This window comes from Allobosea sp. P2_A10, from assembly GCF_056405115.1.
Genome location: NZ_JBFUCS010000009.1, coordinates 42,191 through 58,783 on the forward strand (window position 1 = coordinate 42,191; position 16,593 = coordinate 58,783).

Sequence of the window (16,593 nt, forward strand, 5' to 3'; positions counted from 1 at the left end):
GAGGGCCGCCCTTTAGCTTGTCCAGACAGGGGTTCGTCAGTTCATCGACACCGCGACGAAACGGACCTCGCCCTGCGCGTTCGAGACCAGCAGCAAGGCTGACTTCTTGCCGTCTTTTTTAAGGGCGTCGAGGCGCTTGGTGACATCCTCGGGGCTGTTGACGGGCTCCTGCCCGACTTCGACCACGAGCTCGCCAACCGAGATGCGCTTGTCGGCGGCATTCGAGTTGGGATCGACCTTGGTGATGATGACACCCTTGGTGCCGTCCTTGATCGAATAGCGCTTCCTGAGCTCTTCGGTCTGCGGCGAGAATTCGAGGCCGAGCGCGGCGGTCACGGCGGGCTTGGGCGGCTCGACCGGCGTGCGGGCCGAGGCCGGCTGCACCTTCTCGCCATCCTCGAGGCGGCCGAGCTTGACGGTCTTGACCTCTTCCTTGCCCTTGCGCATCACCGTGATCGGCACGTCCTTGCCGACCGGGGTCGCGGCGACGATGCGCGGCAGGTCGCGCGAATCCTTGACCTCCTTGCCGTCGAACTTGACGACGACGTCGCCGATCTCGAGGCCGGCCGGCTTGGCGGGGCCCTTCTCGTCGATGCCGGCGACGAGCGCGCCGCGCGCGGTGCCCAGGCCGAGTGCTTCGGCGGTGGCGTCGTCGACGCTCTGGATGCGGACGCCGAGCCAGCCGCGACGGGTCTCGCCGAAATCGCGCAGCTGCTCGACGACATTGGCCGCGAGCGAGGACGGCACGGCAAAGCCGATGCCGACCGAGCCGCCGCCCGGCGACAGGATCGCCGTGTTGATACCGATGACCTCGCCGGCCATGTTGAACAGCGGACCGCCGGAATTGCCCTTGTTGATGGCTGCGTCGGTCTGGATGTAGCTGTCATAGGGACCCGACTGGATGTCGCGGTTGCGCGCCGAGACGATACCGGACGAAACCGAACCGCCCAGCCCGAACGGGTTGCCGATCGCCATCACCGGATCGCCGATCCGCATCGCGTCGGAATCGCCGAACTTCACCGACGGCAGCGGCTTGTCGTGCTTCACCCGGAGAACGGCGAGATCGACCTTGGCGTCCTTGCCGATGACCTCGGCCTTGAGGCGCAGGCCGCTGCCGAAGATCACGGTGATCTCGTTGGCGTCGCCGATGACGTGGTTGTTGGTCACGACGATGCCCGAGCCGTCGATCACGAAGCCCGAGCCCGCCGATTGCGAGCGGCGCGGCTGAGGCTGGCTCGGCGCCTGCTGACCCTGCTGGCCCTGGCCGCGGCGGTTGAAGAACTCCTCGAACAGATCGCCGAAAGGCGTATCGGGCCCAAGCTGCGGCACCTGAGGCAACGTCCGGCCCTTCGTATCGCCCGTCGTCACGGCTGAGATATTGACCACGGCGGGCATGACGCGATCGACGAGATCGGCCAGCGACACCTGACCTGTCAGCACGGGCGAATTCGCCTGAGCAGGCGCGAACCCGGGCAGAGCGATCAGGGCGACGCCCGCCGCGAGCGCGAGCCGCACGATCCGGGAAGCGGTAACGGATGTCGGTGCCATCAATGTCGTCTTGGCCATCAGTGTCCTCGTGGAAGAATTCGGGGCCGATCGGGGCGGCGCGAAACGCTACTGAAGATTGAACCTCAAATTGCGGCGGAAGGGCGACGCACGATCGCGTCATCACGGCTTCAACCGGCACTCGCGAACGCAACTGACTCGCGCAAGGCAGATGCCAGATTAGATGTTGCGCCGGGCCTTGCAAGAACCGGGCGAACGCAGCCGAAGCGCGGCCGCCGACGCAGTCAAAGTGAAGAGCATCGCCGGCCGCATCGCAAGCAGGTACTCCGGGCCTGCGCTTAACTGCGCGCGAACCAGACCAGCACGACGCCGAGCACCGCGGAGCCGAGCCCGATCAGGCGCATCCGGTCGACGGGCGTCTCCGCCGCACTGCGCAACGCGTCCTTGGCGAGGTTGGGCACCGCCGCGAACAGGATGCCCTCGATGGCGAAAACCAGCCCGAGCGCCGCGACGAAATCAAGCATGCGCGGCGCTCGGGTTATCGGATCAGGGACGGGCGGGCGCGGCCGGCGCAGGCGTATCGCCCGTGTCGCGCCGGGCGTTTGGCCCGTTGAAGAAGCGGAAGAACGGCGTGTCCGGCGACAGCACCAGCCGCGTATCGCCCGGCTTGATGCTGGCCTCATAGGCCTGCATCGAGCGATAGAACGAGAAGAACTCCGGATCCTTGCCGAAGGCTTCGGCGAAGACGCGGTTGCGCTCGCCTTCGCCCTCGCCGCGCACCTCGTCGGAGCGGCGCTGCGCCTCGGCGACGATGATCGTCGATTCACGATCGGCGCGTGCCCGGATTTCCTGGGCCTGCTGGGCGCCCAGAGCGCGCGCTTCCGCCGCCTCGCGCTGGCGCTCGGTCTGCATCCGCTGGAACACGGCCTGCGAGTTCGCCGCCGGCAGGTCGACCCGGCGCAGGCGGACATCGACCACGGTCATGCCGAAGCGCGCGGCTTCGCGGTTCACGTCGTCGCGGATGCGGCTCATCAGCCGCGAGCGGTCGGTCCGGACCATGGCCGTGAAGCTCGCCTCGGCCAGCACGCTGCGGACATTGCCGTTGACGATCGAGGCGAGCTGCGAGTTGGCGCGCGGAACGCTGTTGACCGCCTGGTAGAACTTCAGCGGATCGGAGATGCGATAGCGCGTGAAGGCGTCGACCACGAGCCGCTTCTGGTCGGACGCGATGATTTCCTGCGCCGGCAGGTCGAGATCGAGGATGCGATTGTCGAGGAAGGTCACGGTCTCGAACGGAGCCGGCAGCTTGAAGTAGAGCCCCGGCGTCGTCGCGACCGTACGCACGCGGCCAAACTGCAGGACGATGGCCGACTGCGTCTGCTGCACCACGAAGGTGCCGGCATAAAACAGGATGGCGAGGAGACCGACGACGACGAGCGCGCCGAGGCGAAGGACGGAACCGTTCATCGAAGGGCTCCCCCCTGCTGAGCGCCGGGCGCGGCGCGCCTCTGCTGGAGATCGGCCAGCGGCAGATAGGGCACCACGCCCTGCCCGCCATTCTGCTGGTCGATGATGATCTTGTCGGCGCCGCCGAGCACGCGCTCCATCGTCTCGATGAAGAGGCGTTCGCGGGTCACCGCCGGCGCATTCTTGTACTGCGTGTAGACGGCGTTGAAGCGGCTGGCCTGACCGAGCGCTTCAGCGACCGTCTGGTCCTTGTAGGCTTCCGCCGACTGCACGAGCTGCGCCGAACGGCCGCGCGCTTCGGGCACGACGCGGTTGGCGTAGGTCTGCGCCTCGTTGCGCAGGCGCTCCTGGTCGGCGCGCGCCGCCTGGACGTCACGGAACGAATCGATCACCTGCTGCGGCGGATCGACCTTCTGCATCTGCACGAGGCGGATCTGGACGCCGGCCTTGTAGGTGTCGAGCGTCTCCTGCATGAGCTGGCGCACCTCGGCCTCGATCGCGCCGCGATCGGTCGTCAGCACCGGCTGGATGTTGCGGCGGCCGACGATCTCGCGCATCGCGCTCTCGGCGACGGCCTTCACCGTGCCCGGCGGATCCTGGATATTGAAGACGTAGTTCTCGGGCGCGACCGGGTCGATCTGCCACTGCACGATGACGTCGACGTCGACGATGTTCTCGTCGCCGGTCAGCATCAGGCTTTCCTCGATCACGTCGGACTGGCGCGAAGCGCGCACGGATTCGACGGTCCGGAAGCCGACCTCAGTGGTGACGACGTTGGTCACCTGCGGCTTGATGACGCCGCCGATCGGATAGGGCCAGTTCCAGTTCGCGCCTTCGCCGGTCTTGCCGACATATTTGCCGAACACGGTGTTGAGGCCGACCTGGGTGGGATTGACGAAATAGACGCCGGTCGCGAGCCAGACCAGGATCAGCGCCAGCAGGCCAAGCGCAATGCCGCGCCCGCCGATATTGCCGCCCGGAATCATGTTCTTCAGCCGGTCCTGGCTGCGCCGCAGGATTTCCTCGAGATCGGGCGGCGTGTTGCTGCCTCCGCCGCCGCCGCCATTGGAGCCGCCGCCCCAGGGGCCGCCGCCACCGCTTCCTCCGCGATTGCCCCAGGGTCCACCCCCGTTGCCRCCGCCGCTCTGGTTGCTCCAAGGCATACTTGCGCCGTCCCCTTACGCTCGTGTCAGGCCCGGATTAAGTGAATTCCGGCCAGTTGTCAGCGCCCCTGCGGGGCTGTGGCGTTGACTTGGGCATGGGCCATGGATTCGTCAACGGCGCAAGCTCTTCAAAAGAAACACGAGATTCATCGTCAACGGAAGCGGCCGTCATACTCTTCGGCGAAAACTCGCGAAGCTGAAGGCGTGCTCGTCGTCGGGGCCGCGCGGATGATCTTCGCGCGCAGTCTCCTCGAAAACCATCCGGTCCCAGCCCGGAAAGACAGCATCACCCGCAGGCTCCGCATGTACGAAGGTGAATTCAAGCTGGTCGGCGATCGGCAGCGCCTGGGCGTAGATCTCGGTGCCGCCGCCGATGATGATCGCATGCGCACCCATCCCGAGACCCACACGCCGGGCCAGCACGATCGCCGCGTCGAGCGAATGCGCGATCCGCACGCCCTCGGCCGCAAACTGCGGATCGCGCGTCAGCACGATCGTCTCGCGCCCCGGCAGGGGTTTTCCGATCGAGAGAAAGGTCTTGCGCCCCATCACGATCGGACAACCCATCGTCAGCCGACGGAACCGCTTCATGTCGGTTTTCAGACGCCAGATCAGCTTGTTCTCGTCACCAATGACGCCGTTGTCGGCGATGGCCGCGACGATGACGATGGGCAGCGCCGCCATCCCGTTCAGGCTCCCTGCCCGAGCCGGACCAGCGCCTCGCCGTCGAGCCGCTTCACCGTCCACTCGTCCTGCGCCACCGCACCGATCGAGCGGTAGAACACCCGCGACGGCTCGTTCCAGTTCAGCACCCACCACGCCAGTCGCGGCAGGCCCTCCTCGACACAGCGCCGCGCGAGCCCCGCCATCAGCGCCTTGCCGATCCCGCGCCCGCGCTGCCCGGGCTCGACATAGAGATCCTCGAGCCAGATGCCGTGCCGGCCGCTGAAGGTCGAATAGGTGTAGTACCAGACCGCGAAACCCACGGTCTCTCCCGCCCATTCGGCGATATCGCAGAAGGCGCGCGGATTGGGGCCAAACAGCGCGGCGTCGATCTCCGCCTCGCTCGCCTCGACCTCATGGCTGAGCTTCTCGTAATCGGCGAGCGCCTTGATGAAGCGCAGGACGAGGCCGGCCTCGCCGGATCGCGCGGGACGGATGCTCAGGCTCATATCGCGATCGGCGCCTTGATCGCCGGGTGCGGATCGTAGCCCTCGATGGTCACGTCCTCGAACACGAAATCCTCCGGCCTCGTCACGGCCGGGTTGAGGGTTAGCCTCGGCAGCGGCCGGAATTCCCGCGACAGCTGCAGCTTCGCCTGGTCGAGATGGTTTGCATAAAGATGCGTGTCGCCGAAGGAATGCACGAAATCGCCGACGCCGAGCCCCGTCACCTGCGCGACCATATGCGTCAGCAGTGCATAGCTTGCGATGTTGAACGGCACGCCGAGAAAAACGTCGGCCGAGCGCTGGTAGAGCTGGCAGGACAGCTTGCCATTGGCGACGAAGAACTGGAACAGGCAGTGGCAGGGCGCGAGCGCCATCTTCGGGATATCGGCCGGGTTCCAGGCCGAAACGATCAGCCGGCGCGAATCCGGATTGCGCCTGATCTCGCTGACCAGCCAGGCGATCTGGTCGATCGTCGTGCCATCTGGCGCGGGCCAGGAGCGCCACTGCCGGCCATAGACCGGACCGAGGTCGCCATTGGCATCGGCCCATTCGTCCCAGATCGTAACGCCGTTCTCCCGCAGATAGCGCACATTGGTGTCGCCGCGCAGGAACCAGATCAACTCGTGGATGATCGACTTCAGATGCAGCTTCTTGGTCGTGACCAGCGGAAAACCCTCCGCAAGATCGAAGCGCATCTGGTGGCCGAAGACGGCGATCGTGCCCGTGCCGGTGCGATCGTCCTTGCGGACGCCCTCGGTCAGAACGCGGTCGAGAAGCTCGTGATACTGGCGCATGGCGAATCCGTTTCCGGTCGAGCGTTCTAGCGGATTTCGCGGCGCGATGCTGTCGGGAGTGCAGCTCAGTCCCCGGTTTTCTGACGAGCCCCCGGCGCCCTCTGGTATCCCCACGGGAACCGGACCGGTTGCGCCGGGTTGATTCCGATCATGCCGTCCGCAAACAAGGAGCCGTCTCCCATGCGCCCGACACTGATTGCCCTCACCACGACGCTCTTGCTCGCCGCCGCCCCCGGAATCGGCCAGAGCATCGCTCCGCAGCCGAGCGAACCTGTCGTTTCACGCGACGACGCCCGCCGGATCGCGACCGATCATGGCGTGGTGCGCATCGAGGATATCTCGCTCGATAGCGGCATCTGGCTGATCGACGGCCGCGACGTCGCCGGAGCGGAGATCGAGATCGATCTTCGGGCGACCGATGGAAAAATCCTGCGTGTCGAGCGCGAACGACCCGCATCGGCATCCCTGACGCCTTGATCCGTGCGCTCACGGCTTGGTGAATCCCGCGCGACGCAATGTGAGCGTCCTCACCATTCTGCTGCCTGAATCCTTGTCCTATCTCGCCGCTCCCCATCGCCCATGGATGGAGCCATCATGCTCACCTTGCCCGCAACGGCCGCTTTTGGCCTGATCGTCCTGATCAGCGCACAACTCAATGATGGGGCCACGGTTGCGGCTCTGCCGTTGCCACAGCCGGCGATCAGCCAAAGTCTGGCGCGCGAAATCGCCTGGAGTCGTGGCATGGATATCGTCGAGGAGATCAGCCGGAATGGCCATTTCTGGGAGATCGCCGGGCGCGATCGCGCGGGCGACGAGCTGATCCTGGACATCGACAGCCGCGACGGCAGCATCCAGCGCTGAGCCGTTTCACCGAAATCCTCGGCAATCTCGCGCTTACGCCTTTCCCCGCGACGCGGCAGGCCCTATATTCGCTTCGCCACTCGCAAGAGCGGCTATGGCGATAAACGAGCGTCGAAATAAGCTTTTCGGACCCGGGGGCGGTACCCGGCGCCTCCACCACAGCCCTGCGGCGCAAGCTTTGGGGCGGCTCGCGCCTCTTGGATCGCGGGCTGGCCCGGCCGCTCAGGCAGGGCTGCGGCGGGGGCGAAATAGGATCGACGAGGGTGTAAAGGCCGTTCTTTTGCTCGGTATGGTTCCGCCGTTATAGGGCTAACGCATAGTTGCCAATGACAACAATGCTCGGGTCGCTGTCGCCGCGTAAGCGGTGCTGGTTCCCAAACCTAAGTCCTTCCGTTTAGCGACGTAAGGCGGGGCCCGGAGGCGCCTGGCAACAGAAGCCTCCACTTTTTTATGCGGGCCTGCCGGCTGTTCCCGCGAAATACAAGACAAGCGGAATCGGATCCACGACACGATGGCCAAGGACATTCTTCGCTACGATCTCATGGTGCAGGAGGCACTCAAGGGCGTCGTGCGCAAGATTCTCAGCGATGCGGGCCGCGACGGCCTGCCCGGCGACCATCATTTCTACGTCACCTTCCGCACCACCGCGCCCGGCGTGCGCCTGTCCCAGCGGCTGCGTGAAAAGCATCCCGAGGAAATGACGGTCGTCCTCCAGCACCAGTTCTGGGATCTGAACGTCAGCGACCATTCTTTCGAGGTCGGCCTGTCCTTTTCGGGCGTGCCGGAGCGGCTGCTGGTGCCGTTCGATTCGATTACGACCTTCTTCGACCCGTCCGTGCAGTTCGGCCTGAAATTCGAGACGCAGGAGGCGCTCGACAACGCGGTCGCGGCCGAACCCGTACCCGCCGGCGGCAAGGCTCCGCGGGGCGCGGGCTCCGAACCGGCGGTGGCTGCCCCCGTCGCCACGCTGCCGGCCAAGGTGACCCCGGCCGGCGTGCCTGCCCTCAAGCTGAAGCCGCAGGAAAACGAAGCCGAGCCCGCCGCCAAGGCTGCCGGCAAGAACGCCCCGAAGACTGGTGAAACGGGCGAGGCTGAGGATGGCGGCAGCGCCCAGGTCGTCAGCCTCGACGCTTTCCGCAAGAAGACCTGACGGCGACATCATGACCGCGACGCGCACCGAAACCGATTCCTTCGGGCAGATTGCCGTACCCGCCGATCGCTACTGGGGCGCGCAGACCCAGCGTTCGCTCGAGAATTTTCGCATCGGCGGTGAACGCGAGCGCATGCCGCTGCCGCTGATCCATGCGCTGGTGCTGGTCAAGAAGGCCGCCGCCCGCGTCAATGCGGGTCTCGACCTCGTCGAACCGCGCATCGCAGACGCCATCGCGCAGGCCGCCGACGAGGCGCTGTCGGGCAAGTTCGACGGGCATTTCCCGCTCGTCGTCTGGCAGACCGGTTCTGGTACCCAGACCAATATGAACGTCAACGAGGTGCTGGCGAATCGCGCCAACGAGTTGCTCGGCGTCGGCCTCGGCGCGAAGAGCCCGGTCCACCCCAACGACCACGTCAATCGCGGCCAGTCCTCGAACGACTGCTTCCCGACCGCGATGCATATCGCAGCCGTGCTGGAAATCTCGCGCCTGCTGCTGCCCAATTTGCGCGGGCTGGAAGCGGCGCTGAACGACAAGGCGGGCAGCTTCGCGAAACTCGTCAAGATCGGCCGCACTCATTTGCAGGATGCGACGCCGGTCACGCTCGGCCAGGAGTTTTCCGGCTATGTCGCGCAGCTCCAGCTCGGCATCGGCCGCATCGAGGCGATGCTCGGCGGCCTCTGCGCGCTCGCCCAGGGCGGCACGGCGGTCGGCACCGGCCTCAACACCCATCCCGATTTCGCGGTTCTGTTCGCAGCCGAAGTGACGAGCCTGACCGGCCTCCCCTTCCGCACCGCCGACAACAAGTTCGAGGCGCTCGCCAGTCATGGTGCGCTCGCGGCCGCCCATGGCGCGCTGGCGGCGCTGGCGTCGGACCTGTTCAAGATCGCCAGCGACATCCGCCTGATGGGCTCGGGGCCGCGCTCTGGTCTCGGCGAAATCGGCCTGCCCGAGAACGAGCCGGGCTCCTCGATCATGCCCGGCAAGGTCAATCCGACGCAGGCCGAGGCGCTGACCATGGTGGCCACCCAGGTCCACGGTAACCAGGCCACGATCGGCTTCGCCGCCGCCCAGGGCCATTTCGAACTCAACGTCTTCAAGCCGGTGATCGCGAGCGCTTTCCTGCAATCGGTCCGGCTGCTGGCCGACGCCGCCGACAGCTTCCGCCAGCATTGCGTCGAGGGCATCGTGCCCAATGAGGATCGTCTCGCCGAACTGCTCTCGCGCTCGCTGATGCTGGTGACGGCGCTTGCCCCGTCGATCGGCTACGACAAGGCATCCGCGATCGCCAAGGCCGCCCATCACAACGGCACGACCCTGCGCGAGGAAGCCCTGCGCGCCGGCGTCGAGCCCGCATTGTTCGACGCAACCGTGCGGCCCGAGCTGATGCTCGGCCCCGCCTGAGGCAAGCGGGCGATGGCCGAGATCATCAATCTGCGCCGCGCCCGCAAGCAGCGCGCGCGGCAGGATGCGGATGCGCAAGCCCAGCAGAACCGGATCAGCTTCGGCCGCACGAAGGCCGAGCGCAGCCTGACCGACGCCGAGCGCGACAAGGCGTCCCTCGCGCTGGACGGCCATCGCCTCGAAAAGGGCGACGGGGATGGGCGCGGGCGATGAGCGCCGAGCGCAAGCGCTCGCTCTCGATCGCCGGCCACCGCACCAGCGTCTCGCTGGAGGAGCCGTTCTGGACGGCGCTGAAGGACATCGCCGCACAGGACGACCGCAAGCTCGCCGGCCTGATCGCCGAGATCGATTCACGGCGCGGGGCGAACAACCTGTCTTCGGCTCTGCGCCTGTATGCGCTGGCGCATTACCGGAAGCTGGCGACTGAGAAGCGCCCGGACATCTCTCGCTCTGCCTGAATCCCCGTGAGAGTCATCCCGGACAAGCCGCGCAGCGGCGCCGATCCGGGATCCATTCCTGAACCTTCTGCTGGAGAGGTTCAGGAATGGATCCCGGGTCTCCGCTTCGCTACGCCCGGGATGACCGCGTCGGTGCGAGTTGAAAGAAAACACGATAAGTCAATCTATTCAGAGTTTTGAGAGCCGCGATTGAAGCATCTCCACAGCCCGTTGAATCAAGCCGGCAGGAACTTGAATCAATTCGGCTGGACGCTGCGCGACAACGGGCGCGGCACGGATTCGATCTCGACCGGCGGCGCCAGCGCCGGAGCCTCGCCGCCCGGCGTCGCTGACTGCGGAACCTGATCCGGCAGGCCTGTTCGCGGCGCGCCCTGAAGGATCAGCGCGCCCGGCTGCGGCGCGAGTTGCTGCTGGGCTGCGGCCCGGGCGCGCGCCCGCTCCTCGGCCTCTGCACGGCGACGCGCCTCCTGCTCCTGACGCAACTCCTCGATCCGCCTGGCCTCCTCGATGCGCCGTTCCTCAACGGCGCGGCGGGCCTCCTCGACGCGCCGCTGTTCCTCGGCACGCTTCTCTTCCGTCAGCCGGCGCGCCTCCTCGACGCGTCGCGCCTCCTCCGCCCGCTTCTCCTCGGCGATCCGGCGTTCCTCCTCCGCCTTGACGAATTCGGCCAGCTTGCGCTCGTTCTCGCGCGTCTCGCGCTCGGCCCGCAGCCGGCGCGAATTGGCGGCCCGCTCGCGCGCATCGGCCTCGAAAGCCTCGACGCGCTCGATCTCGCGCGCCAGCGACCGGGCCGCCACCGCGTTCGAGAGCGCCCCGACATCGGTTTCGCGCTGGAGACCCGATAGCGGCCCACGCCAGGCGACGCCGATTTGCGGCGCGTCGCCCGGCCAGTCCTTGGGCAGGCGTCCCAGCGGACGCAGCGAGAGCCTGACATCGGCGCTGAGCGCGCGCAGATCGACCAGTCCGCTCGCCTCGGCGCGCAAGCCGTTGCGCTCGAAGCCGAAGGGTTGCAGTCGCGCCAGCCCGCCCGCCAGCGTGAACGGCACGGCGACATCGCCCAGCGCCCAGGCGGCCTTGTCGAGCGCCTCGCCGAGCCGCCCCTGCAGCCGCTCCGTCTCGCTCTCGGAGGCATCCTCTCCGGTGGCGGCGATCACGCGCGAATAGGCGGCCGGATCGAATCGCGCGAGGCTCGCGCCGGTCAGGTCGAGCGTGCCGGCGCCGCCGAGTCCGGCGATCAGCCGGGCCGGGCTCTCGCCAGAGCCGCCAGCCTCGATCCGTCCGGAGACCTTGCCGGTCAGGCTGCCCTTGGTCAGCGCCGTCAGATCCAGCCCGGTCCACTGCATGCGGCCCGACAATTGCGCCAACCCGCCCTCGCGTCGCATCGACAGCCGCCCGGCGACCTGCCCGCCGCCATAGGCGCCGGCCACATCCTCGAGGCCCGCGCCATCGCGATCGGCCTGGAGCGTGAAACGCGCATCGCGCAGCAAAAACCCGTCAGCGATCGTCAGCCCGCCCGTTTCGATTGCGAGCTTGACGTCGCCAAGCCCGACGGCCGGTCCAAAACGCGCCGCCGACCACGCCGCGCCCGGCGTCGCCGGCCCCGCGCCCAGCGCTCCGCCGAGCACATTGCGAAGGTCGACGCCGGGCAGCGACAGCCGCCCCGACAGCCCGCCCTCCCGCGCCAGCACGAGCGAGCCGCGTGCACTCGCGCCGCCGAGATTGGCGACGAGATCGTCGAGCGCGATCGCCTCGGTGGTGAAGCCGATCCGGCTGTTGGCGTCGAAGAGCCCGTCCGGCAGCAGCCGCGCGGGCCCTTCCGGCAGGATCTGTCCCGGCCGGTCCGCCAGCATCGTCAGCCGCGACGGGGCGACGCCGTCGCCTTCCAGCACCAGCGACAGCCCCGGACCGGCAAGCGAGGCGGCCAGCCGCCCGGGTCCGCGCTCGAGCAACAGCCGGCCCGCTCCGCCGAGCTGCGGCTGCGGCAGGCCCAGAGCCGCAAAGACCTGACGGCGCTCGGCGAGATCGAAGCGCAGGGTAGCGTCGCTCCAGACGCCGTCCCGGTCGATGCGCCCGTCGAGCGCGAGCTTTCCGGCTTGCGCCGTCCCCTCGACCACGACGGCCGTCTCGGCCGAGGGCGCTCGCGTCAGGCGGTAATTCGTGTCCAGCCGCGACAGCCCATCGCCGACGCGCGCCAGCGCCTGCCGGAGAGTCTCGGGCAGGACCGGCCCCGCCAGCGCCACCAGCGTCTCGAAGCGCGGCGCCCGGATGCGGCCCGAAATCTCGCCGCCTTCCGCCAGCAGCGCGCCCGTCCCGGTCACGGAAACGCCACCGAAACCGTCGATGGCGAGCCGGTTAAGCCGCCAGATCGTGCCGTCGCGGCGCAAATCGAGACTCGCCGAACCGCGCGGCGCATTGCGAAAACGCGCATTGGTCAGCGACAGATCGAGCGCCAGATTGCGCCCCCCGACGAGGCCCGCCAGGCTCTCGGCCGGAGGTAGCGTATTGAGGTCGAGCCCGTTCAGCGTCAGCTTCGCCGCGATCCGCTCCGGCACCATGTCGCCGGAGCCCTCCAGCCGGATGCCCGAGGAGCCCGTCAACAGCAGCCGCTCGAAACCGATGCGCCCGCCATCCCATGCGCCGACGGCCTCGGCGTCGATCTGACCCAAGCTGGCGACAAGATCGGCCAGCGCGGGATCGAGTCCGGCGCGCGCCAGCACCAGCGCGACGCGGCGCGAATCCTCGGCCTTCAGGTTGAGGCGGCCAGCCAGCCCCTTGTCGTCGGCCGCGCCCGTGACCCCGATCAGCGCGCCGGCGACCCGCATCGAGGCGGCAGCGCCGCTCAAGCCGTTGTCGTCGAGCCGGCCACGCATGGCAAAGGCGGAAAAGTCCTCGCCGCGCCAGATCACCTGATCGAGATCGAGGCTGATCTCGAAGGCGCCGGGCAAGGCCGTCAGCGCCCGCTCGAAGCCTGCCCGCTCGCCCAGCGCACCGGCCAAGACGTCGGCATCGAGCCGGCGCGCACGCAAGGCGAGAGACCCCGTCCCGACCGCCGGCATGAACTGGCCTTCGCCTTCCAGCTTGGCCGCGCCGCCGCCGATGTCGAGGGTGAGGCCGGTGAGGTCGAACTGTCGCGCGCCGCCGCTGACCCGCCCGGCAAGACTGATCGCGCCACCCGGCGACAGCGTGAACGCGCCGTCCAACCCGAGCCCGACGCCAGCCTTGGTCTCAGGCAGCAGAAACGAGCCGTCGAAACCGACCTGAATCGTCTCACCCGTGATCGAGCCCTTGGCGCGCAGCTTGCCGTCGGGTTCCAGCGCGCCGGTCGACAGCCGCATCGACGCGCCGGCCACCTCGCCCTCGGCCCGCCATGGCCCGGCGAGGCTGACGGCCGAAAGCTCCGCGGCGATCGGCGCGACCGTCACCGCGTCCTTGCCGGGCTCGCGCAAGACCAGGGCCGAGCGGCGCAGGGTAAGCTTGTCGAGGCTGGTTTGCGCCGGCAGGCCCGTTCCCGTCCGGGCGGGGAGCTTCACCGCGCCCGTCTCGTCGAGCACGGCCGTCAGGGTCGCACCCTCGGCCTCGGCATGGGAAAAGCGGAACTCGCCGCGCGCCAGCGCCGAGAGCGCCAGTTCGACATTGAGCTGTTCGATCGCGACCGAGCTTTCGGCGTCGCCTGCCCCGCCGATGCGGACATTGGCCAGCGCCAGACGCGGCGACGGCAGCAGGCGCAAGCCGATGCCGCCGGCGACCTGGGTCTCGACGCCGAGCACTGTCGTCAGCCGTGCTTCGATCTGCGGACGAAAACCTCGCCAGTCGACGAAGCCAGGCCCGATCAGGGCAGCCAGCAGGCTCAGCACGAGCAGGCCGGCCAGGACTGTCAGGCTTTCACGCACTGGCTGGCTTGTTCCTCAACATCGCGGATCATACCGGATCATGCCGTCAAGTCGCGGCAAGATCACGACATTTCAAGAATGCGGCCCGCACTTTGCCGCCACGCCGGTCACGAAACAAAGATCTTGCCAGGATTGAGGATGTTCCGCGGGTCGAGCGAGCGCTTCAGCAGCCGCATCACCGCGACGGCCGGCGCACCGTGCTCGGCTTCGAGATATTTGCCCTTCTTCTGGCCGAGACCGTGCTCGCCGGTGCAGGTGCCGCCCATGGCCAGCGCCCGCTTGACCAGCCGATCGATGAAGGCCTGGCAGCGCTCGACCTCGTCTGGGTCAGCGAGGTCGACGATCGGCTGGGTGTGGAAATTGCCGTCGCCGACATGGCCCGCGATCGGCGCGATCAGACCGCTCGCCTCGATGTCGCGCTTGGTCTCCTCGACGCATTCGGCGAGCTGCGAGATCGGCACGCAGACATCCGTCGCGACGGAATCGAAGCCCGGACGCAGAGCCTTGGCCGCCCAATAGGCATCATGGCGCGCCTGCCAGAGTTTTGTCCGGTCCTCGGCCCTGGTCGCCCAGTCGAAGGGACCGCCGCCATATTCGGCTGCGATCTCGCCGAAGCGTTCGGCCTGCTCCTTCACGCCGGCCTCGGAGCCGTGGAACTCGACGAAAAGCATCGTGGTCTCCGGCAGCCCGAGCTTGGAGTGCAGGTTGACGCCGCGGATCATGACGTCGTCCATCAACTCGATGCGCGCCACCGGCAGGCCGGTCTGGATGGTCGCGATCGCAGTGTCGCAGGCCGCCTTGACGGACGGGAACGCGCACACGCCGGCCGAGATCGCCTCGGGGATACCGTGCAGCTTGAGCGTGATCTCGGTGATGACGCCGAGCGTGCCCTCGGAGCCGACCAGAAGCCGCGTCAGATCGTAACCGGCCGAGGTCTTGCGCGCCCGGGTGGACGTCTTGACGATCGAGCCGTCGGCCATCACGGCGGTCAGCGCCAGCACGTTGTCCTTCATCGTGCCATAGCGCACCGCATTGGTGCCCGAGGCCCGCGTCGCCGCCATGCCGCCGATCGAGGCGTCGGCGCCGGGGTCGATCGGGAACATCAGGCCCTGGTCGCGCAGATGCTCGTTGAGTTCCTTGCGGGTGACGCCGGCCTCGACCGTGCAGTCGAGATCCTCGGCATGCACCGCGACGACACGTTTCATCATGCTCATATCGATGCAGACGCCGCCGAAGACGGCGTTGACATGGCCCTCCAGCGACGTGCCGGTGCCAAATGCGATGATCGGCACGCCGTGGGCGCCGCAAAGCTTCACGATCTCCGAGACTTCCTGCGTGTTCTGCGGGAAGACGACCGCGTCAGGCGGCATGTTCGGGATCCAGGTCAGGGTGTGGCCATGCTGCTGGCGCACCGCTAGGCTGGTGACCAGCCGGTTGCCGAACGAAGCAGCCAGCGCGCGCGTCACCGCCAGGACCGCGTCGGGAGAAGGCGGCAGGGTTGCGACGGAAGCAGGGGCGTCATGAAGTGCGGCGAAGGGCAAGCTCATTGTCATGATCCGGTTTTGGCGCTTAACTTGTAAATCGATGATCTCGCAACAACGCGTAGCCACTGGCTGACGCGGGTTTGCGTTTCTGTTTTTCGTTGTCCTGCCTGTCACGGGCGGCGGCAAGCATTATCGACGCAGGGTAGACCATGCAGGCAGGGAATGCGCGGCCGCGGCGATCATGGCGCGCATCGGTGGCATCACCAATCTGCGAGCCCGCGCCTGGGCCGGCACGCGATATGAGGAGGCGGCCATGAAAGACGATATCCGCGCTCCGGCGCTGTTCTTCGCACCCTTCGTCTCGTCGGCTATGCACGTCGAGCCTCAATGGATCGATTATAACGGCCACCTGAACATGGCCTATTACCATGTGCTGTTCGACCGGGCGGTCGATGAGGTGTTTTCGCTGGTGGGTCTGAACCAGGAGTATGTCGAGACCCGCCACGCCTCCTTCTTCGCTGCCGAGTGCCACATCCTCTACAAGCGCGAACTGACGCCGGGCGATACCGTACGGGTCACCGCGCAACTTGTCGCCTTCGACGACAAGCGGCTGCACTACTATCTCGAAATGCGCCACGCCACCGAAGGCTGGCTCGCCGCGACCAGCGAGAACCTGTCGCTGCATGTCGATATGGTCAGCCGCAAGGTCGAGCCGTTCCCGGCCGATATCCTGGCGAACCTCGCGCTGATGAAGGCCGCCCACAGCATGATGCCGCTGCCGGCCACGATCGGCCGGATCATCGGCATGCCCCGCAAGACCGCGATCACGGTCGAGGGCATGACCGGCGAACGCGAGACCGAAACGCGGCACTGAGCCCGAAGCGCTCGCCCCTACCTAAACGGCTCGCGAGACCCTAGTTGCATCCGATCGACTTCAGCGATCGGAACACAGCTCATGGTCAAGGCAGTTTGGAACGGCGCCGTCATCGCGCAATCGGACGACACCGTGGTCGTCGAAGGCAATCACTATTTTCCGCCGGACGCGATCAAGACGGAGCTGTTCAAGCCCAGCGACACCACCTCCGTCTGCGGGTGGAAGGGCACGGCGAATTATCATTCGGTCGTGGTCGACGGAAAGGAAAACCGCGACGCCGCCTGGTATTACGCCGATCCGAAGTCGGCGGCCGCCAACATCAAGGGCCGGATCGCCTTCTGGAAGGGCGTGCAGGTCGGCTGAGCCGGCAAC

General features: G+C 67.3%; 17 protein-coding genes and 1 other RNA gene. 9 read left to right on the plus strand and 9 right to left on the minus strand.

Annotation, left to right across the window (positions count from 1 at the left end):
• Positions 1–36: 36 nt before the first annotated feature.
• The 7 genes from AC1DZY_RS14405 to AC1DZY_RS14435 form a co-directional block, all read right to left on the minus strand.
• Entirely contained in the window at positions 37–1,566 is a 1,530-nt protein-coding gene (locus tag AC1DZY_RS14405) for a Do family serine endopeptidase (protein ID WP_476820809.1), read from the minus strand.
• A gap of 278 nt (positions 1,567–1,844) precedes the next feature.
• Positions 1,845–2,030 carry a DUF2065 domain-containing protein gene (locus tag AC1DZY_RS14410; protein WP_476820810.1) on the minus strand — a complete coding sequence of 62 codons (186 nt, stop codon included), beginning with the start codon at positions 2,028–2,030 and terminating at the stop codon, positions 1,845–1,847.
• Positions 2,031–2,052: 22 nt separating this feature from the next.
• Positions 2,053–2,973, minus strand: coding sequence for a protease modulator HflC (gene hflC / locus AC1DZY_RS14415; protein WP_476820811.1), 921 nt, complete (start codon positions 2,971–2,973; stop codon positions 2,053–2,055).
• Positions 2,970–4,136, minus strand: coding sequence for an FtsH protease activity modulator HflK (hflK, locus tag AC1DZY_RS14420; protein WP_476820812.1), 1,167 nt, complete (start codon positions 4,134–4,136; stop codon positions 2,970–2,972). The genes hflC and hflK overlap by 4 nt, the downstream gene beginning before the upstream one ends.
• Positions 4,137–4,304: 168 nt before the next feature.
• Positions 4,305–4,883 (minus strand): dihydrofolate reductase, encoded by a 579-nt coding sequence (locus AC1DZY_RS14425; protein ID WP_476820813.1) that lies wholly within the window; start codon positions 4,881–4,883, stop codon positions 4,305–4,307.
• Positions 4,826–5,308 (minus strand): N-acetyltransferase family protein, encoded by a 483-nt coding sequence (locus AC1DZY_RS14430; RefSeq protein ID WP_476820814.1) that lies wholly within the window; start codon positions 5,306–5,308, stop codon positions 4,826–4,828. Before AC1DZY_RS14430 ends, AC1DZY_RS14425 begins: the two co-directional genes overlap by 58 nt.
• On the minus strand, positions 5,305–6,099 hold the full coding sequence (locus tag AC1DZY_RS14435) for a thymidylate synthase (protein WP_476820815.1): 795 nt from the start codon (positions 6,097–6,099) through the stop codon (positions 5,305–5,307). The genes AC1DZY_RS14430 and AC1DZY_RS14435 overlap by 4 nt, the downstream gene beginning before the upstream one ends.
• Positions 6,100–6,279: 180 nt before the next feature.
• Between AC1DZY_RS14435 and AC1DZY_RS14440 the strand changes: the two genes are divergently transcribed.
• From AC1DZY_RS14440 to AC1DZY_RS14470, 7 genes are all read left to right on the plus strand, one after another.
• Positions 6,280–6,576 (plus strand): PepSY domain-containing protein, encoded by a 297-nt coding sequence (locus AC1DZY_RS14440; protein ID WP_476820816.1) that lies wholly within the window; start codon positions 6,280–6,282, stop codon positions 6,574–6,576.
• A 117-nt stretch (positions 6,577–6,693) separates the two neighbouring features.
• On the plus strand, positions 6,694–6,960 hold the full coding sequence (locus AC1DZY_RS14445) for a hypothetical protein (protein WP_476820817.1): 267 nt from the start codon (positions 6,694–6,696) through the stop codon (positions 6,958–6,960).
• Positions 6,961–6,996: 36 nt separating this feature from the next.
• Positions 6,997–7,405, plus strand: a transfer-messenger RNA (tmRNA) gene (ssrA, locus tag AC1DZY_RS14450).
• 66 nt (positions 7,406–7,471) lie between these two features.
• Positions 7,472–8,110: an SspB family protein gene (locus tag AC1DZY_RS14455; RefSeq protein ID WP_476820818.1), complete on the plus strand. Its 639-nt coding sequence runs from the start codon at positions 7,472–7,474 to the stop codon at positions 8,108–8,110.
• A 10-nt stretch (positions 8,111–8,120) separates the two neighbouring features.
• Complete coding sequence (gene fumC / locus AC1DZY_RS14460; RefSeq protein WP_476820819.1) at positions 8,121–9,515, plus strand: class II fumarate hydratase; 1,395 nt, start codon at positions 8,121–8,123, stop codon at positions 9,513–9,515.
• 12 nt (positions 9,516–9,527) lie between these two features.
• Positions 9,528–9,728: a DUF4169 family protein gene (locus AC1DZY_RS14465; RefSeq protein ID WP_476820820.1), complete on the plus strand. Its 201-nt coding sequence runs from the start codon at positions 9,528–9,530 to the stop codon at positions 9,726–9,728.
• Complete coding sequence (locus AC1DZY_RS14470; RefSeq protein WP_476820821.1) at positions 9,725–9,973, plus strand: ribbon-helix-helix domain-containing protein; 249 nt, start codon at positions 9,725–9,727, stop codon at positions 9,971–9,973. The genes AC1DZY_RS14465 and AC1DZY_RS14470 overlap by 4 nt, the downstream gene beginning before the upstream one ends.
• A gap of 236 nt (positions 9,974–10,209) precedes the next feature.
• Here AC1DZY_RS14470 and AC1DZY_RS14475 read toward each other — a convergent pair whose 3' ends face one another.
• Positions 10,210–13,863 (minus strand): AsmA family protein, encoded by a 3,654-nt coding sequence (locus tag AC1DZY_RS14475; RefSeq protein WP_476820822.1) that lies wholly within the window; start codon positions 13,861–13,863, stop codon positions 10,210–10,212.
• A 107-nt stretch (positions 13,864–13,970) separates the two neighbouring features.
• Complete coding sequence (locus AC1DZY_RS14480) at positions 13,971–15,410, minus strand: FAD-binding oxidoreductase (RefSeq protein WP_476820823.1); 1,440 nt, start codon at positions 15,408–15,410, stop codon at positions 13,971–13,973.
• Positions 15,411–15,660: 250 nt separating this feature from the next.
• Between AC1DZY_RS14480 and AC1DZY_RS14485 the strand changes: the two genes are divergently transcribed.
• Entirely contained in the window at positions 15,661–16,221 is a 561-nt protein-coding gene (locus tag AC1DZY_RS14485) for a thioesterase family protein (RefSeq protein WP_476820954.1), read from the plus strand.
• Positions 16,222–16,302: 81 nt separating this feature from the next.
• The gene (locus tag AC1DZY_RS14490; RefSeq protein ID WP_476820824.1) at positions 16,303–16,584 is read left to right on the plus strand and encodes a DUF427 domain-containing protein; all 282 of its coding nucleotides are present in this window, start codon (positions 16,303–16,305) and stop codon (positions 16,582–16,584) included.
• Positions 16,585–16,593: the final 9 nt, after the last annotated feature.